The organism is Candidatus Borkfalkia ceftriaxoniphila (genome assembly GCF_004134775.1).
In the GTDB taxonomy this organism is placed as follows: Bacteria; Bacillota; Clostridia; order Christensenellales; family Borkfalkiaceae; genus Borkfalkia; species Borkfalkia ceftriaxoniphila.
In genome coordinates, this window is the sequence record NZ_SDOZ01000002.1 from 1,250,254 (window position 1) to 1,275,173 (window position 24,920).

Annotated in this window: 25 protein-coding genes, 1 pseudogene and 1 riboswitch; of the genes and pseudogenes, 24 read left to right on the forward strand and 2 right to left on the reverse strand. The window is 53.2% G+C overall.

Features of this window, described 5'->3' with window-relative positions:
* Nucleotides 1–29 precede the first annotated feature (29 nt).
* The 8 genes from dprA to ESZ91_RS05840 all read left to right on the forward strand — a co-directional run bounded on the left by dprA (nucleotide 30) and on the right by ESZ91_RS05840 (nucleotide 8,755).
* Nucleotides 30–1,088, forward strand: a complete 1,059-nt coding sequence (gene dprA / locus ESZ91_RS05805) for a DNA-processing protein DprA (RefSeq protein ID WP_129225036.1) — start codon at nucleotides 30–32, stop codon at nucleotides 1,086–1,088.
* Between the two features lie 20 nt (nucleotides 1,089–1,108).
* Nucleotides 1,109–3,412: a type I DNA topoisomerase gene (topA, locus tag ESZ91_RS05810; protein WP_129225038.1), complete on the forward strand. Its 2,304-nt coding sequence runs from the start codon at nucleotides 1,109–1,111 to the stop codon at nucleotides 3,410–3,412.
* Entirely contained in the window at nucleotides 3,405–4,721 is a 1,317-nt protein-coding gene (gene trmFO / locus ESZ91_RS05815) for a methylenetetrahydrofolate--tRNA-(uracil(54)-C(5))-methyltransferase (FADH(2)-oxidizing) TrmFO (protein WP_129225040.1), read from the forward strand. Before topA ends, trmFO begins: the two co-directional genes overlap by 8 nt.
* Before the next feature lie 11 nt (nucleotides 4,722–4,732).
* A complete protein-coding gene (gene hslV, locus ESZ91_RS05820; RefSeq protein ID WP_129225042.1) occupies nucleotides 4,733–5,269 on the forward strand; it encodes an ATP-dependent protease subunit HslV in 537 nt (178 codons plus the stop codon).
* 20 nt (nucleotides 5,270–5,289) lie between these two features.
* A complete protein-coding gene (gene hslU, locus ESZ91_RS05825) occupies nucleotides 5,290–6,600 on the forward strand; it encodes an ATP-dependent protease ATPase subunit HslU (RefSeq protein ID WP_129225044.1) in 1,311 nt (436 codons plus the stop codon).
* Nucleotides 6,601–6,613: 13 nt separating this feature from the next.
* Complete coding sequence (locus ESZ91_RS05830) at nucleotides 6,614–7,051, forward strand: SoxR reducing system RseC family protein (protein ID WP_129225046.1); 438 nt, start codon at nucleotides 6,614–6,616, stop codon at nucleotides 7,049–7,051.
* The gene (gene trxA, locus ESZ91_RS05835; protein WP_129225048.1) at nucleotides 7,041–7,355 is read left to right on the forward strand and encodes a thioredoxin; all 315 of its coding nucleotides are present in this window, start codon (nucleotides 7,041–7,043) and stop codon (nucleotides 7,353–7,355) included. The genes ESZ91_RS05830 and trxA overlap by 11 nt, the downstream gene beginning before the upstream one ends.
* Nucleotides 7,356–7,504: 149 nt before the next feature.
* Entirely contained in the window at nucleotides 7,505–8,755 is a 1,251-nt protein-coding gene (locus tag ESZ91_RS05840) for a serine hydroxymethyltransferase (protein WP_129225050.1), read from the forward strand.
* A 1-nt stretch (nucleotide 8,756) separates the two neighbouring features.
* On the opposite strand, the gene ESZ91_RS05845 is transcribed toward ESZ91_RS05840, so the two are convergent.
* The gene (locus ESZ91_RS05845; protein WP_129225053.1) at nucleotides 8,757–9,035 is read right to left on the reverse strand and encodes a DUF6809 family protein; all 279 of its coding nucleotides are present in this window, start codon (nucleotides 9,033–9,035) and stop codon (nucleotides 8,757–8,759) included.
* Nucleotides 9,036–9,184: 149 nt separating this feature from the next.
* Nucleotides 9,185–9,306: riboswitch (FMN riboswitch) on the forward strand.
* A 113-nt stretch (nucleotides 9,307–9,419) separates the two neighbouring features.
* On the opposite strand from ESZ91_RS05845, the gene ESZ91_RS05850 reads away from it, so the two are divergent.
* From ESZ91_RS05850 to ESZ91_RS05895, 10 genes are all read left to right on the forward strand, one after another.
* A complete protein-coding gene (locus ESZ91_RS05850; RefSeq protein WP_161971073.1) occupies nucleotides 9,420–10,022 on the forward strand; it encodes an ECF transporter S component in 603 nt (200 codons plus the stop codon).
* A gap of 17 nt (nucleotides 10,023–10,039) precedes the next feature.
* Nucleotides 10,040–10,453: a tRNA (adenosine(37)-N6)-threonylcarbamoyltransferase complex ATPase subunit type 1 TsaE gene (gene tsaE, locus ESZ91_RS05855; protein ID WP_129225057.1), complete on the forward strand. Its 414-nt coding sequence runs from the start codon at nucleotides 10,040–10,042 to the stop codon at nucleotides 10,451–10,453.
* The gene (tsaB, locus tag ESZ91_RS05860; protein ID WP_161971074.1) at nucleotides 10,450–11,052 is read left to right on the forward strand and encodes a tRNA (adenosine(37)-N6)-threonylcarbamoyltransferase complex dimerization subunit type 1 TsaB; all 603 of its coding nucleotides are present in this window, start codon (nucleotides 10,450–10,452) and stop codon (nucleotides 11,050–11,052) included. Before tsaE ends, tsaB begins: the two co-directional genes overlap by 4 nt.
* Nucleotides 11,049–11,483 carry a ribosomal protein S18-alanine N-acetyltransferase gene (gene rimI / locus ESZ91_RS05865; RefSeq protein ID WP_129225062.1) on the forward strand — a complete coding sequence of 145 codons (435 nt, stop codon included), beginning with the start codon at nucleotides 11,049–11,051 and terminating at the stop codon, nucleotides 11,481–11,483. Before tsaB ends, rimI begins: the two co-directional genes overlap by 4 nt.
* 18 nt (nucleotides 11,484–11,501) lie before the next feature.
* A complete protein-coding gene (locus ESZ91_RS05870; protein ID WP_129225064.1) occupies nucleotides 11,502–12,209 on the forward strand; it encodes an alpha/beta fold hydrolase in 708 nt (235 codons plus the stop codon).
* A gap of 28 nt (nucleotides 12,210–12,237) precedes the next feature.
* Nucleotides 12,238–13,854: a Mur ligase family protein gene (locus ESZ91_RS05875; RefSeq protein ID WP_129225066.1), complete on the forward strand. Its 1,617-nt coding sequence runs from the start codon at nucleotides 12,238–12,240 to the stop codon at nucleotides 13,852–13,854.
* 73 nt (nucleotides 13,855–13,927) lie between these two features.
* Entirely contained in the window at nucleotides 13,928–15,055 is a 1,128-nt protein-coding gene (locus tag ESZ91_RS05880; RefSeq protein WP_129225068.1) for an ATP-binding protein, read from the forward strand.
* A gap of 56 nt (nucleotides 15,056–15,111) precedes the next feature.
* Nucleotides 15,112–16,320 carry an NADP-dependent isocitrate dehydrogenase gene (locus ESZ91_RS05885; protein WP_129225070.1) on the forward strand — a complete coding sequence of 403 codons (1,209 nt, stop codon included), beginning with the start codon at nucleotides 15,112–15,114 and terminating at the stop codon, nucleotides 16,318–16,320.
* Nucleotides 16,321–16,380: 60 nt separating this feature from the next.
* Nucleotides 16,381–16,917 (forward strand): hypothetical protein, encoded by a 537-nt coding sequence (locus tag ESZ91_RS05890; protein WP_129225072.1) that lies wholly within the window; start codon nucleotides 16,381–16,383, stop codon nucleotides 16,915–16,917.
* A gap of 409 nt (nucleotides 16,918–17,326) precedes the next feature.
* Nucleotides 17,327–17,761, forward strand: a complete 435-nt coding sequence (locus tag ESZ91_RS05895) for a helix-turn-helix transcriptional regulator (protein ID WP_129225074.1) — start codon at nucleotides 17,327–17,329, stop codon at nucleotides 17,759–17,761.
* 76 nt (nucleotides 17,762–17,837) lie between these two features.
* On the opposite strand, the gene argF is transcribed toward ESZ91_RS05895, so the two are convergent.
* Nucleotides 17,838–18,779: an ornithine carbamoyltransferase gene (gene argF, locus ESZ91_RS05900; protein WP_161971075.1), complete on the reverse strand. Its 942-nt coding sequence runs from the start codon at nucleotides 18,777–18,779 to the stop codon at nucleotides 17,838–17,840.
* Between the two features lie 207 nt (nucleotides 18,780–18,986).
* Here argF and ESZ91_RS05905 point away from each other — a divergent pair.
* From ESZ91_RS05905 to ESZ91_RS05930, 6 genes and pseudogenes are all read left to right on the forward strand, one after another.
* Nucleotides 18,987–20,147 (forward strand): annotated as a pseudogene (locus ESZ91_RS05905) (ABC transporter ATP-binding protein); the annotation flags it as partial.
* Between the two features lie 447 nt (nucleotides 20,148–20,594).
* Complete coding sequence (locus tag ESZ91_RS05910; protein WP_129225081.1) at nucleotides 20,595–21,806, forward strand: iron-containing alcohol dehydrogenase; 1,212 nt, start codon at nucleotides 20,595–20,597, stop codon at nucleotides 21,804–21,806.
* A 134-nt stretch (nucleotides 21,807–21,940) separates the two neighbouring features.
* Nucleotides 21,941–22,810 (forward strand): putative manganese transporter, encoded by an 870-nt coding sequence (locus ESZ91_RS05915; RefSeq protein ID WP_129225083.1) that lies wholly within the window; start codon nucleotides 21,941–21,943, stop codon nucleotides 22,808–22,810.
* Between the two features lie 89 nt (nucleotides 22,811–22,899).
* Nucleotides 22,900–23,244, forward strand: a complete 345-nt coding sequence (locus tag ESZ91_RS05920) for a DRTGG domain-containing protein (protein ID WP_129225085.1) — start codon at nucleotides 22,900–22,902, stop codon at nucleotides 23,242–23,244.
* A 1-nt stretch (nucleotide 23,245) separates the two neighbouring features.
* Nucleotides 23,246–23,665, forward strand: coding sequence for an ATP-binding protein (locus tag ESZ91_RS05925; protein ID WP_129225087.1), 420 nt, complete (start codon nucleotides 23,246–23,248; stop codon nucleotides 23,663–23,665).
* 16 nt (nucleotides 23,666–23,681) lie between these two features.
* Nucleotides 23,682–24,914, forward strand: a complete 1,233-nt coding sequence (locus ESZ91_RS05930; protein ID WP_129225089.1) for a [Fe-Fe] hydrogenase large subunit C-terminal domain-containing protein — start codon at nucleotides 23,682–23,684, stop codon at nucleotides 24,912–24,914.
* The last annotated feature ends 6 nt before the right edge of the window (nucleotides 24,915–24,920 follow it).

Consider the following 24,920-nt stretch of genomic DNA (forward strand, 5'->3'; position numbering starts at 1 on the left):
TTTTTCGGCATAAAAGATAAGAGGAAAATATGGAGTACACGCGCGAAGAAAAATTTTTGATCTGGCTGGACAGTTTTTTATCTCTCGATTACGCGCGCAAAGCAAAGATCGCCGCGCTCTCGGAGGGCGGCGGCGCGGATCTGTCCCGTATGCAACGCATCGCGGGGGAAGAGAATTTTGAGGAAATGAAACGCCGTTATTCTGCGCGCTATATCGAAAAAATACTGGGCGAGTATGAAAAAAAGGGGATATCCTGCGTCACGCACGCCTCTTCGCGCTATCCCGAACTATTGAAACAGACTTCGCAGCCGCCTCTCGTTCTGTACTGCAAGGGAAACGCGCGGCTCTTGTCCGACTGGCGCAAATTCGCCGTAGTCGGCTCGCGCCGCACGCCCGCGAATATTTTAAAACTGACCGAAGAATTTTCGAAAAGACTCGCCGAGGCGTTCACGATCGTGACGGGGCTCGCGGACGGCGGAGACAGCGCGGCGATCCGCGGCGCGCTGGAAAGCGGAAAACTCATTTCCGTATTGGCGCACGGGTTTGATCACGTCTACCCCGAATGCAACCGCGATCTTTTGTCAAAAATTATGGAAAAGGGACTCGCCGTCACCGAATACCCGCCTGCGGTCGCGCCGCAAAAATACAATTTTCCTTTCCGCAACCGTATCATCGCGGGACTTGCGGACGGAGTGCTCGTCGTCAGCGGGGGACTGAAAAGCGGAACCCGCCATACCGCGCGCTACGCCTTCGAATACGCGCGCGACGTGTTCGCCTTTCCCTACGGTATCGGCGTCGCAGCGGGCGAGGGCTGCAACGATATTATTAAAAACGGCGGGAAATTAGTGGAAAATTTAGTTGACATAACCGCCTCGTTTGGTATACACTTGACCGAAACGGAAGAGATCGGTTTATCTTCGCAGGAAGAAAATCTGTTGGAAATTCTGCGCGGCGGCGAAAAACATATTTCCGAACTCGCCGTTCTTAGCGGCAAAAAGCCGTATGAATTGCGGCCGCTGCTCGTTTCGCTGGAAATGAAGAACCGCATCGCGGACTGCGGCGGCAACCGTTACTGCGCGGTCAAATGAAAGGTAAGGATAAGAAAAATATGGACTTAATCATCGTAGAATCGCCCTCCAAGGCAAAGACCATTGCAAAATATCTCAAAGGAAAATATAAAGTGGACGCGTCGGGCGGGCACGTGCGCGACCTTCCCGAAAAGCGCCTCGGCGTGGATATCGAAAAGAATTTCGAGCCGACCTACGTCATCACGCCCGAAAAAAAGCAGGTCATCAAGCGCCTCGCGGAAGAAGCGGGCAAGGCGGACAACGTCTATCTCGCGACCGACCCGGACCGCGAGGGCGAGGCCATTTCCTGGCACTTAAAAAACGTTTTAAAACTCAAAGACGGCAAAAATTACCGCATCGAGTTCAACGAGATCTCTCCCGCAGCGGTCAATCGCGCGCTGCAAAATCCGCGCGACATCGACTATAACCTCGTGGACGCCCAGCAGGCGCGCAGGGTGTTGGACCGCCTTGTGGGCTACAAACTTTCGCCGCTACTTTGCAAGCGGATCCAGACGGGGCTTTCCGCGGGGCGCGTACAGTCGGTTGCGCTCAGGCTCATCGTGGACAGAGAGCGCGAGATCACCGCGTTCGTGCCCGAGGAATACTGGAACATCACCGCGGAATTGCAGGATCAGCCCAAGCGCTATTCTCCGTTCAAAGCGCTTTTGTCGGAAAAGAACGGCAAAAAGTACAAACCTTCCAAGGCGGAGGAAGCCGCGGCGGTCGTCGCGGCGCTCGAAGGCAATCCCTATATCGTCAAGGATATCAAAAAGAGCGTCACAAAGTCGCACGCGCCCGCGCCGTTCACCACGAGCACCTTGCAGCAGGACGCCTCGAACAAATTCGGCATGACCTCGCCCGAAGTCATGCTCGTCGCCCAGCACCTCTACGAGGGCGTGGATACGGAAAACGAAGGGCATATCGCGCTCGTCACCTATATCCGTACCGACTCGGTGCGCGTATCGGCGGACGCACAGGCAAGCGCGCGCGAATTTATCTCCCAAAAATTCGGCACGGAATTCATTCCCGAGAAACCCAATTTCTATAAATCCAAAAAGGACGCGCAGGACGCGCACGAATGTATCCGTCCCATAGATTTGTCGCGCACGCCCGAAAGCGTGAAAAACAGTCTTGATAAAAAGCACTACAACGTGTACAAACTCATTTACGAGCGTTTTATGGCGTCGCAGATGAGCGAGGCGAAGTACAACAGCGTGCAGATCAAGATCGAAAACAGCGGCTACGGTTTCAAGGCGAGCGGCAAAACGCTGCTCTTCGCGGGCTTTACCGCCGTGTATCAGGAGATCAAAAAGGAGGACGACGAGGACGAAAGTTCCAAACTTCTGCCCGATCTGAAAGAAGGGGAAGAACTCGACCTTATCAAACTCGCCTCCGAACAGAAGTTCACCAAACCGCCTCTTCGCTATACCGACGCGTCGCTCGTCAAGGCGATGGAGGACAAGGGCATCGGCAGACCTTCCACCTACGCTTCCATCATCTCCGTTTTAAACAAGCGCAAATACGTGAAAAAGGACGGAAAGTACATGGTGCCTACAGAGGTATCGTATAAAATCACCGATATGCTCATGCAGTACTTTACCGACATTATGGACGTTTCCTTCACCGCCCGCATGGAAGATAAACTGGACGATATCGAGGAAGGGGGCGTGGACTGGCATAAGATCATTTCGGATTTTTACCCGCCTTTTGCTGAAAAACTGGTATTCGCCGCCAACGACGGCGACGAGCCGACGGATATCCTCTGCGAAAAGTGCGGACATCCCATGGTGCGCAAAGCGGGGCGTTACGGAAAATTTCTGGCGTGTTCCAACTATCCCGCCTGCTCAAATATCAAGAGCGAGGGCATGGAAGTTTCCGCTACCAAATGCCCCAAATGCGGCGCGAACATGGTCGTCAAGAGCGGCAAGTACGGAAAATTCCTCGCTTGCCCCAACTATCCCGAATGTTCCACCATTCTGCCTTTCGAGAGCGAAGTTTCCACCGAAAAATGCCCCAAATGCGGCGAATTCATGATCTACCGCGTGGGCAAATACGGCAAATATCTCAGTTGCGCTAAGTGCGGCACCAACAAGCGCATGGCGGAACTTGCGGGCACCTGCCCCGTGTGCGGCGCGCCCACCCAGCGCATGAAGAGCAAGGCGGGAAAAATTTATTACAGTTGTTCCAAATATCCCGAATGCAAATTTATGAGTTGGGATCTTCCCACGGGTGAAAAGTGTCCCAAGTGCGGCAAATATCTCGTGAAAAAGGGGAAGAACCAGATCAAGTGCACGGGCTGCGACTATACCGCGCAGGCGGAGGAAGAGAAAAAAGAAGATGAATAACGCGCGCGTCAAAATCATAGGCGCGGGGCTTGCGGGGTCCGACGCGGCGTACTTTCTCGCAGAGCGCGGCGTCAAGGTCGAACTTTGGGAACAAAAGCCCGAAAAGCGATCTCCCGCGCATCACTCTTCGGATTTTTGCGAACTCGTGTGCAGCAACAGTTTAAAGAGCGACGACGCGTTCGGCAACGCCTGCGGGCTGTTGAAAGAAGAGATGCGTACGCTCGGCTCGCTCGTCATCGCGGCGGCGGACAGGACCAAAGTCCCCGCGGGCGGCGCGCTCGCCGTAGACAGGGATCAATTTTCCCGTATCGTCACCGAAACGCTCAAAAAACATCCCAATATCGAGATCGTCGAAAAAGAGGCGAAGGACTTTCCTGCAACGGAATATACGATTGTCGCAACCGGCCCGCTTACGAGCGATGATCTCGCGGAAAAGATCGCCGAAAGATTCGGCGGCAATCTGTATTTTTACGACGCGGCCGCGCCCATCGTCACGGCGGAGAGCATCGATTTTTCCAAAGCGTTCATCGGGGACAGGTACGGCAAAGGCAGCGGCGATTACGTCAACTGCCCCTTGAACCGCGAGGAATACGAAGCGTTCGTCGAGGCGCTCGTCGGCGCGGAAAAGGCGGTGCAGAAAGATTTCGACAAGCGCGACGTGTTCGACGGCTGTATGCCCGTGGAGATCATGGCGCAGCGCGGAACGGATACGTTGCGTTTCGGTATGCTCAAACCCGTCGGACTGTACGACGCGGAGGGGAAAAGGCCGTACGCGGTGCTGCAACTGCGCAAGGAGAACGCGGAGGGCACGGCGTACAATCTCGTCGGCTGTCAGACCAATCTGAAATTTCCCGAGCAAAAGCGGGTGTTTTCCATGATCCCCGCGCTCGCGCACGCGGAGTTCGCCCGCTACGGCGTCATGCACCGCAATACCTTTTTGAACGCTCCCGCCGTTCTCAACGCCGATTATTCGGCGAAAGAAGACCCGAATTTATATTTTGCGGGACAGATGACGGGCGTGGAGGGGTATGTGGAGAGCGCCGCCAGCGGATTGTGCGCGGCGATCAATCTGTTTTTGAAAATCAAGGGCGAATTGCCCGCCGCATGGGATGCGGAAACGGTGTGCGGCGCGCTGTCGCTGCACGTTTCAACCCCGCGGGAAAACTTTCAGCCCATGAACGCCAACTACGCGATCCTCGCGCCTCTGTCCCAAAACACGCGGGATAAAGCGCTCAAAAAACGCCTGTACGCCGAGCGCGCCCTGGAAAAAATACAAGAATTGCGCGCCCGCATCGATAAGATATCATAAAGGAGAATCAAATGCCTGAATTTCACGGAACAACCATCTGCGCCGTCAAGAGAGACGGCAAAACAGCCATTGCGGGAGACGGGCAGGTCACCATGTCCGAATCCATCGTCTTTAAAAACAACGCGGTCAAAGTGCGCCGCATCTACAACGGCAAAGTCATTTTAGGCTTTGCGGGATCGGTCGCGGACGCCTTTTCGCTGACGGAAAAGTTCGAGGGGATGCTCAATAAATTTTCGGGCAATCTCATGCGCTCGGCGGTCGAACTTGCGGAACTTTGGAGAAACGACAAGGCGGTCAGAAAACTCGAAGCCATGATGATCTGCGCGGACGAAACGACCATGCTCATCGTATCGGGCAGCGGCGAGGTCATCGAGCCGGACGGCGGCGTCTGCGCCATCGGCAGCGGCGGCAACTACGCGCTCGCGGCGGCGCGCGCGCTCGTGCAGGAAACCAAGTACGACGCCGAAAAGATCGCCGTCAAAGCCCTGAAAATCGCGAGCGAGATCTGCGTCTTCACGAACGACCACATCACGGTGGAAACCGTTTAAAATCGATTAAGGAGAACATTATGGATCTTTCACCCAAACAGATCGTCAACGAACTGGATAAATATATCATCGGGCAGCACAGCGCAAAACGCGCCGTAGCCATCGCCCTGAGAAACCGTTACAGAAGGAGCCGCCTGTCCGACGAGGACAGGGAGGAGATCACCCCGAAAAACATCATCATGAAAGGCCCCACGGGCGTTGGCAAGACGGAGATCGCGAGAAGGCTCGCAAAACTCGTCAAAGCGCCCTTTATCAAAGTGGAAGCGACCAAATACACCGAAGTCGGCTATGTCGGGCGCGATGTGGAAAGCATGATCCGCGATCTCGTGGAATGCTCCGCGCGCCTCGTGCACGAGGAAAAGATGAAGGAAGTCGCCATCAAGGCGGAGGCCGTCGCCGAGCGCAAACTCGTCAACGTGCTCACCGCGATGAAAAAGGACGAGCGCGGCGAACTTGCAAAGGAAGTATTCGAAACGCAGATCCTCGAAGATCTGCGCGCGGGAAAATTCGACGATCTCGCCATCGAGATCGAAGTGGTGGACGCGCCCAAGAGCATGGAGATCGTGCCGGGAAGCGGCGCCGAGATCAATTTAGGCAGTATATTCGGGGATATCCTTCCCCAAAAGAAGAAAAAACGCAAGATGAGCGTCAAAGCCGCCATGAATCAGATCATCGCGGAGGAAAGCGAAAAACTCATCGATAAGGACAGCCTCAACGCCGAGGCGCTTTCCCGCGCCGAGGAACAGGGCATCATCTTCATCGACGAGATCGACAAGATCGCGGGCAAAGCCAACCAGAGCGGCGCGGACGTGTCGCGCGAGGGCGTGCAGCGAGATATCCTTCCCATCGTGGAGGGCAGCACGGTCATGACGAAATACGGCCCCGTTAAGACGGATTTTATTCTCTTTATCGCGGCGGGCGCCTTTCACGTTTCCAAGGTGGAAGACCTCATCCCCGAATTGCAGGGGCGTTTCCCCATCACGGTCGAATTGCAGAGCCTGAGCAAAGAAGATTTTAAAAATATTCTGACCCAGCCGCAGAACGCCATCACCACGCAGTACGCAAAACTTTTAAAAGTGGAAAATATCGATCTGGTGTTCACCGACGACGCCATCGACGCGGTCGCGCAGATCTCCGCGGACGTCAACTCGACCAGCGAGGATATCGGCGCGCGCCGTCTGCATACGGTCATGGAGCATCTTTTGGAAGATATCTCTTTCAACGCGGGCGGCGATTATCCCGAATTTACCGTCACTATCGATAAAAAATACGTGGAAGAGCATTTGGAAACCATGATCCGCAACCGCGATCTGAAAAAATACGTGCTGTAAAGGGGTCCGCCGCATGAGAGAACGCGCCACCGTCGTCAAAACCGCGGGAAAGATCGCCACCGTGCGCATCGTTAAGAACCCGCAGTGCGAATCGTGCCGCGCGTGCGCCTTTAAAAACGGCAAGAGCACGGTCAACGTCAAAGTGAAAAACGAGATCGGCGCCGCCGTCGGCGACAGCGTGACGGTCGCCTGCGAAAAGGATAACCGCACGCTCGCCTCTTTTCTGGTCTATATCGTGCCCGTGCTCTTTGCGGGACTGGGCGTTTTGATCGGGTTTTTCGTCTTCGAAAAGGAAGTATATACCGTTCTGCTCTGTCTGGGAATGCTGGCTGCGGGTTTTGCCGCGGTCGTGATTTTCGACAGGATTTTATCAAAAAGCAAGGGCTTCGGTATGGAAGTCGTTGAAATAATCAATACTGAACAACAGGAGGACAATCACAATGGTACGTGAAATGAATACCGACGATTTTCGTGCGGCATTGAAAGAAGGAAAGACGCTCGTCGCCGATTTTTGGGCGGCGTGGTGCGGCCCGTGCCGTATGCTCGGCCCCGTTCTGGACGCGTTGAGCGAAGATTACGGCGAAAAAGCGGACTTTGTCAAGGTGAACGTGGACGACAATCCCGACATTGCCGAAGAGTACGGCATCATGAGCATCCCCTGCGTAATGGTGTTCAAAAACGGCGAACTTTCGGGCAAAAACGTGGGCTTTGTTCCCAAGGAAACCATGCGCGAATTCATCGATAAAAATATCTGAACCGCGCAAGGCGGCGCCGAAATTTTTCGGCGCCGCCTTTTTCTTGACGGGCGGAAAGAAAATGAAAGGCAGGGCGCTCAAATCGATTGAAAAAAAGCGAAAACTGTGCTATGATAAAACCGAATAAAAATACGCACGGAGAAAATACCATGATTGATTTAACGACCATTCGAAATGCCGACGCCGAAGTGTATGAGGCGATGAAACAGGAACTCGACCGCCAGAGGAACAATATCGAGTTGATCGCGAGCGAAAATTTCGTTTCCCCCGCGGTGATGGCGGCGGCGGGCAGCCACCTGACCAATAAATATGCCGAAGGTCTGCCCGGCAAGCGCTATTATGGCGGCTGTCAGTACGTGGACGTCGTGGAAGACCTGGCGCGCGAGCGCGTCAAGCAGTTGTTCGGCTGCGATCATGCCAACGTCCAGCCGCACAGCGGCGCAAACGCCAATACATGCGTGTATTTTGCCATGTTGCAGCCGGGCGATACCATTCTGGGCATGAATCTTTCGCACGGCGGACACCTCACGCACGGCAGTCCCGTCAATATTTCGGGAAAATATTTCAAGATCGTCCCTTACGGCGTTTCCAAAGAGAGCGAAACCATTGATTACGACGAGTTGGAACGCCTTGCCGCGGAAAACCAACCGAAAATGATCGTCGCGGGCGCGAGCGCGTATCCGCGCATCATCGACTTTCCGCGCCTCCGCGAGATCGCGGATAAAGTCGGCGCGTATCTGATGGTGGATATCGCCCATATCGCGGGACTCGTGGCGGCGGGATTGCATCCTTCGCCCGTGCCGTACGCCGATTTCGTCACCACAACCACGCATAAAACGCTGCGCGGGCCGCGCGGCGGCGTCATCATGTGCAAAGAACAGTACGCCAAAGCCATCGACAAAGCGGTGTTCCCCGGAATGCAGGGCGGGCCTTTGATGCACGTCATCGCGGCGAAAGCGGTCGCCTTCAAAGAGGCGCTCTCGCCCGAATTCAAAGAGTATCAGCGTCAGGTCGTCAAAAACGCCGCCGCCATGGCGGACGAATTCACGAAATGCGGCGTGCGCCTCGTTTCGGGCGGCACGGACAACCATCTGATGCTCGTGGATCTACGCGATAAAAATATGACGGGCAAAGAACTGGAAAAAATGCTCGACGAGGTGAATATCACCGTCAATAAAAATACGATCCCCTTTGAGGAAACCAGCCCGTTCGTGACCAGTGGTATCCGTCTGGGCACGCCTTCGATCACTTCCCGCGGCTTTACCGAGGAAGATGCGCGCACGATCGCCCGCCTGATCACGAAGATCATCGACGAGCGCGAGGCGGCGTTCGAAACCGTCCGCGCCGAAGTGAAAAGACTTTGCGACAAGCATCCCTTGTATCAGGACGATATTCTGTAATTTACGCGTCGCTGCCGTCGAACATTTCCATTGCGAGCCGAAATCCCGTAAAAAAACCGTCACGATAAAATTCGAATACGCTTCGGGCGTGCGTCTGCATTTCGGCGTCGCCGAATTCGGAAAACAGTTTTTTCAATTCCGCATTGTCTTCAAGTTTTTCAAGAAGAATTTTTTCTTTTTCGATCAGGATCTGCGCAAGGCGTTTATATTCTTGGCTCAAAGGAACTTTTTCGCCGTTGCATTTGTTTTGAAAATAAATTTGTTCGAATATGTTTTGCATTTGTTGCCTGCCAAAAGTATTTATTTGATACTATTATAACTCATAAAAATAATTTTTTCAGTATAATTACCAAGTGTTTATTTGTATAGAAAAAGTAAGGTTAATTGTTGACAAAATCCAAAGTTCGTATTATAATAGCGACAATCAAATAAATTCTTTGGGGCGGGGTGAAATTCCCCACCGGCAGTAAAGTCTGCGAAAGGGCAGTTTTGTCCTCCGAACGGGTGCGATTCCCGTACCGACGGTATAGTCCGGATGAAAAAAGAATTGTTTTAAATGTTCGGCGTACGTATTCTCTGCGCGGAAACTTTAAAATGCAGCCCCGTTTTCGAACGGGGCTTTCTTTCACCCCTTGGAAAATATATTTTTCGAGGTATTTTTATTATGCAGGAAGAACACCTTCACGCGGCCGCGCCCGTCGAAGAGCCCCCCGCGCGCAAAGAAAAGTTTTTCAGCGCCCGCCGCATCGCGAAGATCGCGCTTTTGTCCGCGCTCGCCTATGTCGTCACCTTTTTGGAATTCCCGATTTTTCCCGCGGCTCCCTTTCTGAAGTTGGATTTTTCCGCCGTCTTTGTCCTTTTGGGCGGATTTATGTACGGGCCCGTCACCGCCGTCGTCATCAGCGGCGTCAAGGAACTTTTGTCCCTTCTCGATACGCAGACCGCGGGCGTGGGGGAACTTGCGAACTTTCTTCTCACCTTTTCCTTCATCATCGTGCCTACGTTCGTCTATCGTTACAAAAAGGGCATCAAGACCGTTTGCATAACGCTCGCCGTCGGCTGCGTCCTTTTAAACGCCGCGGGGCTCGTCGTAAACCGCTATATCAATTTTCCGTTGTACGCGCAGTTTCTCAGCATGACCGCCGCCGAGGCTTTTGCGGTGCTTTGGTGGTATATCGTGCTTTTCAATCTCGTCAAGGGAATTGCCGTATCTCTCGTGACCGTCCTTCTGTATAAGAGAATTTCTCGGCTATTCAATAGATTTTAATTGCAAAAGCGCGCGAAATGTACTATACTGTTGATATGGTTACCGACAGCGAAGAACAAACGATTGAATTTGCCGCGCAGTACGCCCGCACCCTCAAAAAGGGCGACGTGGTGCTTCTGGGCGGCGAAATGGGCGCGGGCAAAACGGTTTTCGTCAAGGGAGTCGCTAAGGCTTTCGGGATCGAGGACGAGATCGTCAGCCCCACCTACGCGTACATGAACGACTATCAGGGGAAATTGTACCATTACGACTGTTACCGCCTGCAAAACGGCGGCCAGGCGGAGGCGTTGGGCTTGACCGATTATTTTTATGCGGACGGCGTATGCCTCATCGAATGGGCGGAAAATATCGAGAGTGTTCTTCCCCCGCACTGCAAAAAGGTGACGATTCGGAAAACAGAGGAAAACAGACGGGAAATCACGGTAGAATGAATTATCTTGCAATCGATACGAGTTCCAAATATTTAACGGTGATCGCGTGCAGAGAGGGGACGGAAAGCGTTGTTTTCGCGTCCGATTGCGCTTTGCAGCATTCCGTGCGCTTGATGGACGCAATCGAAAACGCAATGGCTCAGGCGAACCTCGGCGTTTCCGATTGCGATTTTTTCTGCGCGGTCACGGGGCCCGGTTCTTTTACGGGCATCCGCATCGGCGTGTCCGCCGTCAAGGGGTTCTGTTTGGGGACAAGCGCTCCCGCCATGGGGGTAACCTCTTTCGAGGTGCTGGCATATAATACGGAGAAAGCGTGTCTTGCGGTCATAGACGCCGCCCGCGGCAACTATTACGTATGCGGGTTTGACCCGAATAAGCAGATCGATATCGCGCCCCGCTATGTTTCCGAAGCGGAACTTTTGCCGCTCATGCGGGGAAGGGTGGCCGTTTCCGCGGACGAGTTGCCGTTCGCATATACGAAAGCGGACGTTGCGGCAGGGTTGTCCCGTGCGGTGCGGGCGCGCGTTCTGAAAAAAGATATGGGTGAGATCGCCGCTTTTTATCTGAAAAAAAGTCAGGCGGAAGAGGAGAAAAAATGATTTTCAGGGAGTGGAAATACGAGGACATCGCCGCCATCTCCGAACTGGAAAAGGCGTGTTTTCGCGATCCGTGGAGTTTTCAGATGCTTGCCGATTCGTTTATGGGCGGCCGTTTCCGCACGATCTTGTGCGAAGAAGACGGAAAGATCGTCGGTTACGGCGGCGCGATCGTCGGCCTTGACGAGGCGGATATCGCCAACATTGCCGTAGACGAGGCGCATCGCGGCAAAAAGATCGGCAGAAAACTTGTCCGCAAACTGGAAGAGAATTTGCAAAAAGAGGGCATGAAGCGCGTCTTTCTGGAAGTGCGCGTTTCCAACAGCGCGGCGCTCGCCCTGTATTTGAAATGCGGTTTCTGCGGAAAATTCGTCCGCCCGCGCTACTACGGCGACGGCGAGGACGCCGTCATCATGGCCAAAGATCTGACGTAAAAATAAGGAGGTAAAAACTTGTCCGAAAGCGAAGTTTCGCTGATTCAGGAGGGCGCGGGCGAAGATCTCGTGCTGCTGCACGGGTATCTCTCGTGCAAAGAAAGTTTTTACTGGCAGATAAAATATTTTTCAAAGTACTTCCGCGTCACCGCCTTCGACTTCTGGGGATTCGGCAAGAGCCCGCCCCTCACGGAGCCGTGGTCGGTGGACGATTACGCGGCGCATACGCTCGCGCTTTTAGACGAACTGCATATCGGCCGCGCGCATCTTCTGACGCATTCGTTCGGCGGCAGGGTGGGGCTGAAACTTCTCGCCGCGCACGGCGAACGCTTTTTGAAAGCCGTGTTTACGGGCTGCGCGGGCATTCCGCCCAAGCGCGGGATCTCGTACCGCGCAAAGGTTTTTTCCTACCGCGCCGTGCGCAAGATCGCGCCCCGCTACGCCGAAAAACATTTCGGTTCGGCGGAATACAGAACGCTTTCTCCCGTCATGCGGGAAAGTTATAAAAAGATCGTCAACGAAGATCTGACGCCCTGTCTGAAAGACGTTCGCAATCCCGTTCTGTTCGTATTCGGGCAGCAAGATACCGCCACGCCCCTCTATATGGGCAAAATTCTGAGCGAAGGCGTACGGGACGGCGCGCTCGTCACGATGCGCGGCACGCATTTTTGTTTCAGCGAAGATCCCGATTCATTCAACAGGATCGCGGGGGAGTTTTTGCGCTGAAACTTCATTTTTTGCAGGAAGGTGACTTATGTTTTCATTACCGAATATCGCGGAATATTTTCTCATATCCCTCGCCATGGCGGCGCTGTGCTGTCTGTGCACGTTCAAGTTGTTGGGCGGATTGCAGCAGTTGGGATACGACGGGAAAAAATACGCCGGATGGCTGACGAAAAAGGGGAATATGGCATGGTCGCGCCTGGCGCTTCTCGGCTTTCTCGCCGCGCTCTCCTCGGCGGTGCTCGCGGTCTGTTTTGCCTTTACGGGCAAGGCGGCGGCTTACATATCTCTCGTTCCCTTCCCGCTCTTTTTCGGACTGTATTTCTATGCCGATAAGCGCGCTCTGAAAGTGCCGCTCGTTCCCACGAACCGCGTCAAGCACATTTATCTTGCCGAATACGTTCTCTTTTTGCTCGCAGGCGCGGCGATCGTTCTGGCGGTCAACGCCGCGGCGCACTATTCGGGCATCGGGATCGTGCGGGATCTCCGCTACGTGCCTCTCGCGCTGTTGCCCGTTCTTTTGCCGCTGTTGGTAAGAGCGGCAAACTTTTTCGACAGTCTGTACGAAAATCCCAAGAACGCGCGCTACGTCGCGAAAGCCAAACAAAAACTTGCGGAAAGCAAAGCCGTCCGCATCGGTATCACGGGGAGTTTCGCCAAGACGAGCGTGAAAAACATTCTCGCCGCCATGCTATCCGAAAAGCATACGGTGCTCGCCACGCCCGCCTCGTACAATACGCCGCTGGGCATAGCGAAATTCATCAACGGGACGGACCTCGACGGCTGCGAATATTTCATCGCCGAAATGGGCGCGCGGCACGTGGGAGATATCGAAGAGTTGTGCAAACTGGTCGAGCCCGACCACTGTATCCTCACGGGCATCTGCGGCCAGCATCTGGAAACTTTTTTATCCCTCGAAAACGTCAAGTGCGCCAAGGGCGAGATCTTAACGGGCACCAAAGAGGGCGGATTTGCCGTATTCGGAGAGGATGAAAACGTGCGTTCGCTCGCCGAAAACTGCGAGGGGCTTGTCAAAGTGTTCGCGGGCGAAGGGGGCGAAGTGTGCGCAAAAAACGTGCGCACGAGCCCGGACGGCATCGATTTCGATTTAATGTTCGGAATATTGCGGGAAAAGGCGCACTGTAAACTGCTCGGCGCGCACAACGCGCGCAATATCGCGGCGGCGGCGGCCATGGCGTGGAAACTGGGCGCCACGCGGGAAGACATCGTCGCGGCGATCGGAAAACTCGAATTCGTGCCGCACCGCCTGCAAAAACTGGACGGGGAGGGCGTGACCATTCTCGACGACAGTTACAATTCCAACATCGAGGGCGCGAAAGCCGCGATAGACGTTTTGTGTGACTTCGGGGGGACGAAATTTGTCGTGACGCCGGGGCTCGTGGAAATGGGCATTCTGGAAGAATCGGCAAACGCCGCGCTGGGCGAAAAACTCGTCGCGGCGGACCGCGTTATCTTGGTCGGCGCAACGCTTGCGGGCGAACTGAAAAACGGGTATCTGAAAGCGGGCGGCGAAAAGGAAAAACTGACGCTCGTGCCCACGCTCGACAAAGCGAAAGAGATCCTCGCCGCCGAGTTGAAAACGGGGGATACGGTCTTGTTTTTAAACGATCTGCCCGATATATATTGAAATTTCCAAACAAAAGAAACACCAAAGCGGAAAGGGCATAAAAATGCCAAAATAAAGCGGAGGTGTTTTTTTCATGCGCAAAAACGTAATCGTCGTTTTCGGCGGAATGTCTTCGGAAAACGAAATTTCCGTTATCACGGGCACGATGGTATCCAACCTCGTGGACGAAGAAAAATACGGGGTGTATCCCGTCTATCTCAACACGGACGGCGAAATGTTCGCCGACAAGCGCCTCAGGGACGTTTCCTTTTATTCCGATCCCTCTTTCCGAAAAAAAGCGGGGCGGGCGCTGATTGCGGACGGCAAACTGTATCGGCGCAAGGGCAGCCGCCTCAAAGAGTTGTGCAAGGCCGACGTGATCCTGAACTGCTGTCACGGCCGCGGCGGCGAGGACGGCGCCGTCGCCGCAATTGCCGACCTCAACAAACTCGCCAACGCCTCGCCAGATCTTCTCGCCTCTTCTCTCTTTATGGATAAGGCTGCGACGAAACTCGCCGCCCGCGCGCTGGGCGTCAAATGCGCCGATTCCTTTAAGATCTGCAAGCGCGATTACGACAAGCGCGGCAAAATGGCGATCAAGTGCGTGGAAACGCGCCTGAAATATCCCGTCATCATCAAGCCGTCGCGGCAGGGCTCGTCCATCGGCATCATCGTGGCGCACGATAAAAACGAACTTGTAGGCGCGCTCGAAACCGCTTTTGCCTACGACGACATCGTGCTCGCGGAAAAATTTTTCGCCGAAAAGCGGGAGATCAACTGCGCCGCTTACCGCAAAGGGGGCGACGTGATCGTTTCCGAATGCGAGGAGCCCGCGCTCAAACGGGAGATTTTGACCTTTCAGGATAAATACATAGAGGGCGGCAAGGAGCGCACCGCGGCGTTTCCCGCCCGTATTTCCAAACGCGACGAAACGCTCATCAAGGGCTATACCAAACTTTTATATAAGCGGCTGGATCTGCGCGGCATCGTGCGCGCCGATTTTCTCATCAGCGGCGGCGAAGTGTATTTCAATGAAATGAACACCGTGCCCGGTTCGCTCGCGTATTATCTTTTCTGCGAGAAACTCGGCGATTTTAAAGAAGTTCTGACCGACGTTATCGAGCAGGGGCTTGTTGAGCGCGCCGTCAAGGACGGGCAGAAAGTGGCGCTCTCGTGCGGCGTCATCAACAAAATGCCCGCCGCTCACGGCAAACGCTTGTAATTTTTGCATAAATTTGATACAATACAGAAGAAAAACGAATCAAGAGGTGTACCGCAATGCAAAAGATCCGAATGAAGACTCCTCTCGTCGAGATGGACGGCGACGAAATGACGCGCGTGCTGTGGCAGTGGATCAAAGAGATCCTGATCATGCCCTACGTGGATTTAAAGACGGAATATTACGATCTGGGATTGGAAAACCGCGACGCGACCGACGATAAAGTGACCGTGGACGCGGCGAATGCCAATAAAAAATACGGGGTAGGCGTCAAGTGCGCCACCATCACGCCCAACGCGCAGCGCGTGGAAGAATATAAACTCAAACAAATGTGGAAGAGTCCCAACGGCACCATCCGCAAGATCCTGGACGGCACGGTATTCCGTGCGCCCATTCTCGCCAAGGGCATCACGCCCTATATTCCCACATGGACGGCGCCCATCGTGCTGGCGCGTCACGCCTACGGGGACGTGTATTCGAGCGTAGAGGCCGCGGCGGAACAAGGCGACAGCGCGTATCTGAGCGTAGTCGGCGCGGACGGCAAGGAAAAAGAAAAGATACTCGTTCATTCTTTTGCAAAGAGCGGCGGCGTCGTGCAGGGAATGCACAATACCGATGAGTCTATCTCGGGCTTTGCGCGCTCGTGTTTCCAATACGCGCTCGATTTGAAATTCCCGCTGTGGTTCGCCACTAAGGATACCATTTCCAAAAAATACGATCATCATTTCAAGGACATCTTCGAGGAATTGTACGAAAAAGAGTACAAAGAGAAATTCGAGGCGTCGGGTATCTATTATATGTACACGCTGATCGACGACGCGGTGGCGCGCATCGTGCGCAGCAACGGCGGCGTGCTGTGGGCTTGCAAGAACTACGACGGCGACGTGATGAGCGACATGGTAGCGACCGCGTACGGCTCGCTGGGCATGATGACCTCGGTGCTCGTATCTCCCGACGGCAATTACGAATACGAGGCGGCGCACGGCACCGTCACGCGCCATTATTACAAGCATCGAAAAGGGGAAGAAACTTCCACCAATTCGGTGGCGACCATTTTCGCCTGGACGGGCGCGCTTGCAAAGCGCGGAGAACTGGACGAAATCCCCGAACTGACGGCGTTCGCCAAAAAACTGGAAAAGGCGACCGTCAAGACCATCGAGGAAGGCAAAATGACGGGCGATCTTGTGCCTCTGTTCAAGGCGGAAGGGATCGCGCCGCAAAAACTGAATTCCCGCGAATTTTTACAAGCGATCGCGGAAAAATTATAAGACAAAACGACGGGGCCCGACATGCATTGCAAGGCTCCGTCTTTTTACAAGGGGGGATTTATGAAAAAAGTTTTTGCGTGTTTCGCCGCGCTCGTTCTGGCGCTGGCACTCGCAGGCTGCGCGCCCAAGACCGAATACGACGATAAGGAACTCGTTAAAATCGAGTATCACGGAGGTGACGGCATGGGGCTGTGGGGCATAAACGACTACCGCGTTTTCGATTTTGAAAAAAATATCGTCTACGATATTACGATTGCCGAAGAGGAAGCGCTGCAAGAAATGATAGACCGTGCGGAAGAAGGACAGGCAGAAGAGATCTTGCAGCAGTACAACAACCCGAAAACCGTCGCCACGTTTACTGAAGAGCAGGAAGAGGCGTTTGTTTCGCACATCCGCAAGGCGGGCATATACGGTTGGAAAGATTCTTACAAAACCGACGAAGTTATCTACGACGGCGCGGGATTCTCGCTGGAACTTACCTTTTCCGACGATTCGGTAAAGAGAACGGATTTCTATTATAAATACCCACGCAATCTGAAAAAGATACAGTCGTATTTTTTAAGCGACCTCGGCGCGGATATGCGCCATAACAGATAAGTAAGGAGCCCCCGAAATTTCGGGGGCTCTTTTTTATATTTTTTCAATTTGAATTCTGAATTTTTTTCATCGTTCAGCATATCGATATCGATATGATTTTGATGAACGGGAGAAATTTTTGCGATCCATTCTTCGCTCAATATCATTCGAACGAAATTCATCAGTTCTTCCGCGGTGCTTGTTTGTGAGTTGCTTTTGTTTTCCATGTGAGTAAATCTCCTTTTTGTTATTGTACTTATATTATAATACGTTTATTATTAGGTCATCAATAAAATCTGATGAGAAAAATCTTCGAAAAAACACTAATTTAAACATTATTTGTCGAAAACTACGTCTATATTTAGGTCATATAAAATTATTGTTCTAAAAATAGACATAATACTGTCATAGTAACTTTTTAGGGTAAATTATGACAGATAACTTTGTGGAAAGATTAAAAGAGTTGATGGAAGACTTAAAAGTTTCGGGCAGAGGCTTGGCAAAGATACTGAATATCGGTTACACAACAGTCGCTTGTTGGGTGAGTGGAAATACAAAACCGCGTTACGATAAATTGATTCAGTTGGCGGAATTAAACCACAGTTCCATTGATTATATGTTAGGATTGACTGATAACGATAAATTAACTTTAAGCAAAAATCCAAAATCATTTCATGAAAGGTTTATTATTCTTTCGAAAATAAGCGGTTTAAGCGATTATAAAATTGCGCAGGCGTGCGGAGTCGCGCATTCCTCAGTTTCGAGATGGAGGCATGAAGGAACGATACCCGACACGAATGCGCTTATTAAATTGGCGGAATTGTTTGATTGCTCGGTAGAATATTTATTGGGCAGAACAGACTAAAAGAGAGGTCCGAAAGACCTCTCTTTTTAAACCGATTGTTTTTCGTCAGCACGAAAAAATTTGCGTGAATGTACATTTATTTCACGAGCAGCGCGAGCGCCGCTTTGTTGAGGTGCAGGCGGTTTTCCGCCTGTTCGTAGACGATGGACTGCGGGCCGTCGAGCACTTCTTCCGTCACTTCCTCGCCGCGGTGCACGGGCATACAGTGCATGAACAGCGCGTCGGGTTTGGCGAGCGACATCAGTTCTTCGGTCACGCGGTAGCGGCGCAAAACCCGTTTCTTTTCCTCCGATTCGGCGTCGCCCATGGAAATAAACACGTCGGTGTAGACGATATCCGCGTTCTGCACCGCTTCCCGCACGTCCGAAGTCAGTTGAATGTCGGCATACTGCATGGCGCGTTCCAGCATGGATTCGGAAGGGCGGTAATTGTTGGGGCTGGCGAGCGTAATATTCATATCGCACTTTGCGCAGCCCATCAAAAGGGTATTGGCAATGTTGTTTCCGTCCCCGATATACGCAAGTTTCAGATTTTCGAGTTTCCCTTTATGTTCCCAGATCGTGAACAGATCGGAAAGGATCTGCAACGGATGAGCGTTTTCGCTGATGCCGTTGATGACGGGCAGACCGCTGTATTTTGCGAACGTTTCGATCTCTTCCGTGGAGAACGCGCGCAGGATCAGCGCGGAAAAGCCGTAGCGCTTGAACATGGCGGCAGTATCGCGGATGCTCTCGCCGCGCGAAAGTTGCGTTTCGCCTTTGGGGAGAAAAAGAAAATCTCCGCCTAACTGGCGGATGCCCATTTCGAAAGAGATGCGCGTGCGGGTGGAAACGTTGCCGAACAAAAGCGCGATCGTCTTATGTTTCAAAAGAGCGGGATTTTCTCCCGCGCGGTACTTTGTTTTGAGCGCCTTGGCGGCGTACAGATATTCGAAAATGTCCTCTGTGGTCAGCCTGGAAAGGTTGATCAGGTTGGGCGAAGACACCTTAAATTTCGGTGAAAATTTATTGATATCCATAAAATGACCCCTTACGCGCATGTGCGCGGTCTGATTGAAACGATATCTGTATTATAGCAGAAAATATGTAAAAGTACAACAAATTTTCCGAACGTTGGGCAATGTTGACACAATCTTATTGATTATTTGTAATATTTGCCCATTGTTTTTTTGCTTGAAATCGTGTAAAATAGATAATAGATAAATTTGTAGGGAGGAAGTGTATTCATGGCAAGCCTTTTTTTGAAAGGAATTTATAAGGTGTATCCGTCGGGCGTGACCGCGGTTACCGATTTCAATCTGGAAATCAAAGATAAAGAATTTATCGTTTTCGTCGGACCTTCCGGCTGCGGAAAATCCACGACTCTTCGTATGATCGCGGGCTTGGAGGAAATTTCCAAGGGCGAACTGTATATAGACGGCAAACTCGTCAACGACGTCGTCCCCAAGGACAGAGATATCGCGATGGTGTTCCAGAACTACGCTCTGTATCCCCACATGACCGTTTACGATAACATGGCGTTCGGCTTGAAACTGAGAAAGGTTCCCAAGCAGATCATCGACGAACGCGTAAAAGAGGCTGCCGCCATCTTGGGCATCAGCGACTACCTTACCCGTAAACCGAAGGCTCTCTCCGGCGGTCAGAGACAGCGTGTCGCGCTCGGCCGCGCCATCGTCCGCGAACCGAAAGTCTTCCTTTTGGACGAACCTTTGTCCAACCTCGACGCGAAACTCCGCGCCCAGATGAGAACGGAAATTTCCAAACTGCACGCAAGACTTGCCACCACCTTCATTTACGTCACGCACGACCAGATCGAGGCGATGACCATGGGTACCCGCATCGTCGTCATGAAAGACGGCTTCATGCAGCAGGTGGACACCCCGCAGAATTTGTACGATTATCCCATCAACCAGTTCGTTGCGGGCTTTATCGGAACGCCGCAGATGAACTTCTTCCCCGCGACGCTCACCAAATCCAAAAACAAGGTGTATGTAGAATTCACCAACAATAAGATCGCTCTTCCCAAGACGGTAGAGGCGAAGATCATCAATATCGACGATTACGTGAATACGGGCAAACCCATCATGCTGGGCGTGCGTCCCGAAGATATTCACGAGGAAGAGAGATTTATCGCTACTTCTCCCGACACCGTCGTAAAAGTGTTTACCGAAGTCGTCGAGAAACTCGGCGCGGAAACGCTCATTTACTGCAAACTCGACTTTAAGGAAGGACAGGAGATCGAGACCATCATCGGCGATTCCAACAACATGATCGCCAAAGTCGATTCGAGAAGCACCATCGGCAGGGGCGAAGTGGTCGAACTGGCGTTCGACGCGAATCACATCCACCTGTTCGACGCGACCACCGAAATGTCCATTCTCGCCAGAGACGAGGGCTATGAAGTTACGCCCGAGAACGAGTCTTCTTCCAACTTCATTCCTCTGACGCCCGCCGAAATGCAGGCGATCATCGAGAAGAACAAGGTCGTGACCAAGGAAGAAAAGGCCGCGATGCGCCGCGAAGCGAGAGCCGCCGCCAAGCGCGACAAGGCCGACGCGAAAGCAGCCGAGGCCGCCGAAGAGGAAGGCGCCGCAAACGACGAGCAGCCTGAAAATCCCGACGACCAGAACAAAGCAGAATAAGTACGGATCCCTCCGCATAAACGCGGAGGGATTTTTCTTTTGTGTTAAATCGATAAAATTTTATTGATAAATTTTTATCGATACCATTGAAACCGTTGACAGAATACGGGGGAAGTGATAAAATATGTTCGGAAAAAGGGGAGCGGCAGTTGAACCGTTCCCGAAAATTTAAAAAAACGGAGGCATTCAAAAATGGGACGTTTTACGTTACCCCGCGATCTGTATCACGGCGAAGGTTCTTTGGCGGAACTCAAAAACTTAAAAGGCAAAAAGGCGGTTCTTGTACTCGGCGGCGGCAGCATGAAGAGATTCGGCTTTGTGGATAAGGCGGTCGGCTATCTGAAAGAAGCGGGCATGGAGGTGCGTTTTATCGAAAACGTCGAGCCCGACCCCTCGGTGGAAACGGTGATGAAGGGCGCCGAGGTCATGCGCGAATTCCAGCCCGACTGGATCGTGGCGATGGGCGGCGGCTCGCCGATCGACGCGGCGAAAGCCATGTGGGTGTTCTACGAATATCCCGAAACCTCGTTCGAGGCGATCATTCAGCCTTTTTCGTTCCCCTCGCTTCGCACCAAGGCGAAATTCTGCGCCATTCCCTCTACTTCGGGAACGGCTACCGAAGTGACCGCGTTCGCCGTGATCACCGATTACGCGAAGGGCATCAAATACCCGCTCGCCGACTTCAATATCACGCCCGACGTGGCGATCGTCGATCCCGCGCTCGCGGAGACCATGCCCGCCAAACTGACGGCGCATACGGGCATGGACGCGATGACGCACGCCATCGAGGCGTTCGTTTCCACGCTGCACTGCAATTATACCGACCCTCTGGCATTGTGGGCGATCAAACTCATTCACGAAAATCTGAAAAAGTCCTACGACGGCGACGCGCAGGCGCGCGCCACCATGCACGACGCGCAGTGCCTTGCGGGCATGGCGTTCTCCAACGCGCTCCTCGGCATCGTGCACTCCATGGCGCATAAGACGGGCGCGGCGTTTACGGGCGGCCATATCATTCACGGCTGCGCCAACGCCATGTATCTGCCCAAGGTCATTCAGTATAACGCCAAAAACGCCGAGGCGGCGGAGCGCTATGCGTACATCGCCCGCTATATCGGTTTGGAAGGCGATTCCACCGATGCGCTCGTCAAGGCGCTCGTCAAGGAACTGCGCCATATGAACGACGAGTTGGATATCCCGCAGTCCATCAAAAATTACGGACAGGGCGGCGTGAAAGCGGAAACTTCGATCATCGACGAGAAGGAATATAAGCAGAAACTGAAAGAGGTCGCGCGGCTCGCCATCAGCGACGCGTGCACGGGTTCCAATCCCCGCCAGCCTTCGCAGGAAGACATGGAAAAATTGTTGCTCGCCGTGTACAACGACGAAGATATCGATTTCTAAAAAACCGAATTCGACAAAAAAATGGCGGTTCCGCAGCGGAGCCGCCTCTTTTTTACGCCGCTGCGGGCTCGCTCCGTTGACAAACTGTCTGCGCCGTGATATAATTTCATTATTTCAGGGGAAACGGGTAGTTTATGACGGATATCATTGTCGACGCGATCGTCGACAGCCTAAAATTATTCCCGTTCCTGTTTCTGATCTACGCAGTCATCGAGGTCCTTGAACACAACACCGCCATCGGCAAGAAGGGCGGCGTGTTGCAGGGGAATCTGGCGCCTCTTCTGGGCGCCTTGACGGGTATCGTTCCCCAATGCGGGTTTTCGGTGATGTCCGCCAAACTGTATGACCGCAAACTGATCCGCACGGGAACGATTCTTTCGGTGTTCATCGCCACCAGTGACGAGGCGATCATTATTTTGTTGTCCGACGGTTCCAAAGCGCTCTCCGTGCTGCCGCTCATCGGATTGAAACTTCTGCTCGCGGTCGTCGTCGGCTATGCGGCGAACGCCTTTTTAAAGCATGAAAGGCTCGACAGGACCGAAGAACCCATCGGCGCGTGCTGTGAGGAATGCGACGACTGCGCCCGCGTAGGCAACGGATTTATCGAGCGCTATATCCTCACGCCCCTGTACCACTCTTTAAAGATCTTTTTCTTTATCCTCGCGGTCAATCTCGTATTCGGCGTGATCTTTTATTTTGCGGGAGAGGAACAGATCTCCGCGTTTTTGCAACGCGGTTATGTGTTCCAGCCGTTTCTGACCGCGCTCGTGGGCCTGATACCCAACTGCGCCAGCAGCGTCATCCTCACGCAGACATACATTTTAGGCGGCATTTCCTTCGGCGGGCTGTTCGCGGGGCTGTGTTCCAACGCGGGGCTGGGGCTGGTCGTGCTCTTCAAAAATCCGAAAAATCTCAAAAAAAATTGTCTGATGGTGCTCGTGCTCTATACCGTGGGTACGGCGGCGGGACTGATCATAGACCTGTTTTGCCGTTTGGCAATGTAAGGGCGGGAAATTCCCGTCCTTTTATTTTGACCGAATATCTTGAAAACGCGCGCGTTTTGTGGTATGATAGAACAAAGGAGTTACATAAAATGAAAATCAAGGATGTTGTTCGGCTTCTCAAAGCCGAAATATTATGCGGGGAAGATCATCTGGACACCGATATCCATACGGCGTGCGGTTCGGATATGATGAGCGATGTTTTGGCATACGTGAAAGATCAATCGGTGCTTCTGACGGGGCTTTTGAATCCGCAGGTCGTGCGCACCGCCGAAATGATGGATATGCTCTGCATCGTGTTCGTGCGCGGCAAGCGTCCGGAATCGGAGGTCGTCGAACTCGCGCGGCAAAAGGGCATTGTGCTTCTTTCCACCGAAGAGCGGCTGTTTACCGCCTGCGGCATACTTTATACCAACGGTCTGGGCGGCGGTGAATGAAATGCAATGCGTAAAACTCGGTTTTGACGTGGACGGCGAGAATTTTTCTTCCGCGGGCAACGCCAGCGAGAGCGTCAAGCGCACCTTGAAACAGATCGGCATAGCCCCCGCGTCGGTGCGCCGCGTCGCCATCGCCATGTACGAAGGGGAGATCAACATGGTCATTCACGCGCACGGCGGCAGGGCGGAGGTGGAAGTCTATCCCGACCACGCCGATATCTGGCTCAAAGACAGGGGGCCCGGCATCGCGGACATCGCGCTCGCCATGAAAGAAGGGTACTCCACGGCGTCGGAAAATATCCGCAGCCTCGGATTCGGCGCGGGCATGGGCCTCCCGAATATGAAAAAATACAGCGACGAAATGCGCATCGACAGCACGGTCGGCGTGGGTACGACGGTGTTTTTACGGGTGAATTTTTAGCGGTAAGGGTGAAGAAATGGTAACGCTCAAAACGGTCGTTTTAGACGACGAAAAGTGTATCGGCTGCATCACGTGTATGCGCCGATGTCCTACCGAAGCGATCCGTATCGTCAACGGCAAGGCGAAAATACAGTATGAGAAGTGCATCAACTGCGGCGAATGTATCCGCAGTTGCAAGGGGGGCGCCAAGCGTCCCGTATACGACAGTTTCGATCTGGTGAAGAGTTATCCTTATAAGATCGCGCTGCCCTCGCCGTCGCTGTTCGGGCAGTTCAATCATCTGGACGATCCCAATTACGTCATCGAGGGGCTTTTGGCGCTCGGGTTCGACGAGGTGTTCGAAGTGGGACTAGCGGCGGAACTCGTCACCGACTGTTCGAAAAAACTCATGGCGGAGGGGAAATTGCCCCGTCCCGTCATCAGCACGGCGTGCCCCGCCGTCGTCGAACTCATCTTAATGAAATTTCACGAACTTGCCGACCATATGCTCGAAGTGTACGCGCCCGCCAAGATCGCGGCGAAACTCGCCAAAAAACGGGCGATCGGGCGCGGCATTCCCGCAGATGATATCGGCATTTTCTTCATCTCGCCCTGCCCCGCAAAGGTATACTCCCTGCACAAAGAGGAAGTTTCCAACGAAAAATACATATCGGGCGTGCTCTCGCAGAGCGACGTGTATTTCCGTCTGGTCGAAAAGATGAACAAGATCGAAAAGCCGCGCAAATTGGGCAAATGCGGTCATTTCGGCATCAACTGGGGCTCTTCGGGCGGCGAAAGCAACGGGCTGGGACTCGGCAATTATATCCATTGTTCGGGGATCCGCAACGTATTGGGGCTTCTGACCGAGATGAGCGACGGCAAACTCGACGGCGCCGATTTCGTGGAAATGAACGTCTGCCCGGGCGGCTGCGTGGGGGGCGTTCTCAACGTGGAAAATCCCTTCATCGCGCGAAACAAGATGCGCCAACTCGCCGAAAAGATGAAAACGCCGCCCGCCACCATGGAAGAATTCGGATTGACGACGGATTTCTTTTTATGGGATAAGGAGCCCGAGCCGATCACCTCTTTCCGTTTTGACTCCGACGTGTTCGCGGCGATGGAAAAGATGATGCTGGTGGAAGAATACTTGAAAAAACTGCCCGGCATCGACTGCGGCGCCTGCGGCGCGCCCTCCTGCCGCACGCACGCGGAGGACGTCGCGATGAGCGGCGGCATCTTGAACTGCGTGAAACTCAACGAAGTAAAATAGGTGGAA

Excerpts from the sequence above, each read along its gene's own strand:
- dprA (WP_129225036.1), top strand. The coding sequence starts at position 30 with ATGGAGTACACGCGCGAAGAAAAATTTTTGATCTGGCTGGACAGTTTT.
- topA (WP_129225038.1), top strand. The coding sequence starts at position 1,109 with ATGGACTTAATCATCGTAGAATCGCCCTCCAAGGCAAAGACCATTGCA.
- trmFO (WP_129225040.1), top strand. The coding sequence starts at position 3,405 with ATGAATAACGCGCGCGTCAAAATCATAGGCGCGGGGCTTGCGGGGTCC.
- hslV (WP_129225042.1), top strand. The coding sequence starts at position 4,733 with ATGCCTGAATTTCACGGAACAACCATCTGCGCCGTCAAGAGAGACGGC.
- hslU (WP_129225044.1), top strand. The coding sequence starts at position 5,290 with ATGGATCTTTCACCCAAACAGATCGTCAACGAACTGGATAAATATATC.
- ESZ91_RS05830 (WP_129225046.1), top strand. The coding sequence starts at position 6,614 with ATGAGAGAACGCGCCACCGTCGTCAAAACCGCGGGAAAGATCGCCACC.
- trxA (WP_129225048.1), top strand. The coding sequence starts at position 7,041 with ATGGTACGTGAAATGAATACCGACGATTTTCGTGCGGCATTGAAAGAA.
- ESZ91_RS05840 (WP_129225050.1), top strand. The coding sequence starts at position 7,505 with ATGATTGATTTAACGACCATTCGAAATGCCGACGCCGAAGTGTATGAG.
- ESZ91_RS05845 (WP_129225053.1), bottom strand. The coding sequence starts at position 9,035 with ATGCAAAACATATTCGAACAAATTTATTTTCAAAACAAATGCAACGGC.
- ESZ91_RS05850 (WP_161971073.1), top strand. The coding sequence starts at position 9,420 with ATGCAGGAAGAACACCTTCACGCGGCCGCGCCCGTCGAAGAGCCCCCC.
- tsaE (WP_129225057.1), top strand. The coding sequence starts at position 10,040 with ATGTACTATACTGTTGATATGGTTACCGACAGCGAAGAACAAACGATT.
- tsaB (WP_161971074.1), top strand. The coding sequence starts at position 10,450 with ATGAATTATCTTGCAATCGATACGAGTTCCAAATATTTAACGGTGATC.
- rimI (WP_129225062.1), top strand. The coding sequence starts at position 11,049 with ATGATTTTCAGGGAGTGGAAATACGAGGACATCGCCGCCATCTCCGAA.
- ESZ91_RS05875 (WP_129225066.1), top strand. The coding sequence starts at position 12,238 with ATGTTTTCATTACCGAATATCGCGGAATATTTTCTCATATCCCTCGCC.
- ESZ91_RS05880 (WP_129225068.1), top strand. The coding sequence starts at position 13,928 with ATGCGCAAAAACGTAATCGTCGTTTTCGGCGGAATGTCTTCGGAAAAC.
- ESZ91_RS05885 (WP_129225070.1), top strand. The coding sequence starts at position 15,112 with ATGCAAAAGATCCGAATGAAGACTCCTCTCGTCGAGATGGACGGCGAC.
- ESZ91_RS05890 (WP_129225072.1), top strand. The coding sequence starts at position 16,381 with ATGAAAAAAGTTTTTGCGTGTTTCGCCGCGCTCGTTCTGGCGCTGGCA.
- ESZ91_RS05895 (WP_129225074.1), top strand. The coding sequence starts at position 17,327 with ATGACAGATAACTTTGTGGAAAGATTAAAAGAGTTGATGGAAGACTTA.
- argF (WP_161971075.1), bottom strand. The coding sequence starts at position 18,779 with ATGGATATCAATAAATTTTCACCGAAATTTAAGGTGTCTTCGCCCAAC.
- ESZ91_RS05910 (WP_129225081.1), top strand. The coding sequence starts at position 20,595 with ATGGGACGTTTTACGTTACCCCGCGATCTGTATCACGGCGAAGGTTCT.
- ESZ91_RS05915 (WP_129225083.1), top strand. The coding sequence starts at position 21,941 with ATGACGGATATCATTGTCGACGCGATCGTCGACAGCCTAAAATTATTC.
- ESZ91_RS05920 (WP_129225085.1), top strand. The coding sequence starts at position 22,900 with ATGAAAATCAAGGATGTTGTTCGGCTTCTCAAAGCCGAAATATTATGC.
- ESZ91_RS05925 (WP_129225087.1), top strand. The coding sequence starts at position 23,246 with ATGCAATGCGTAAAACTCGGTTTTGACGTGGACGGCGAGAATTTTTCT.
- ESZ91_RS05930 (WP_129225089.1), top strand. The coding sequence starts at position 23,682 with ATGGTAACGCTCAAAACGGTCGTTTTAGACGACGAAAAGTGTATCGGC.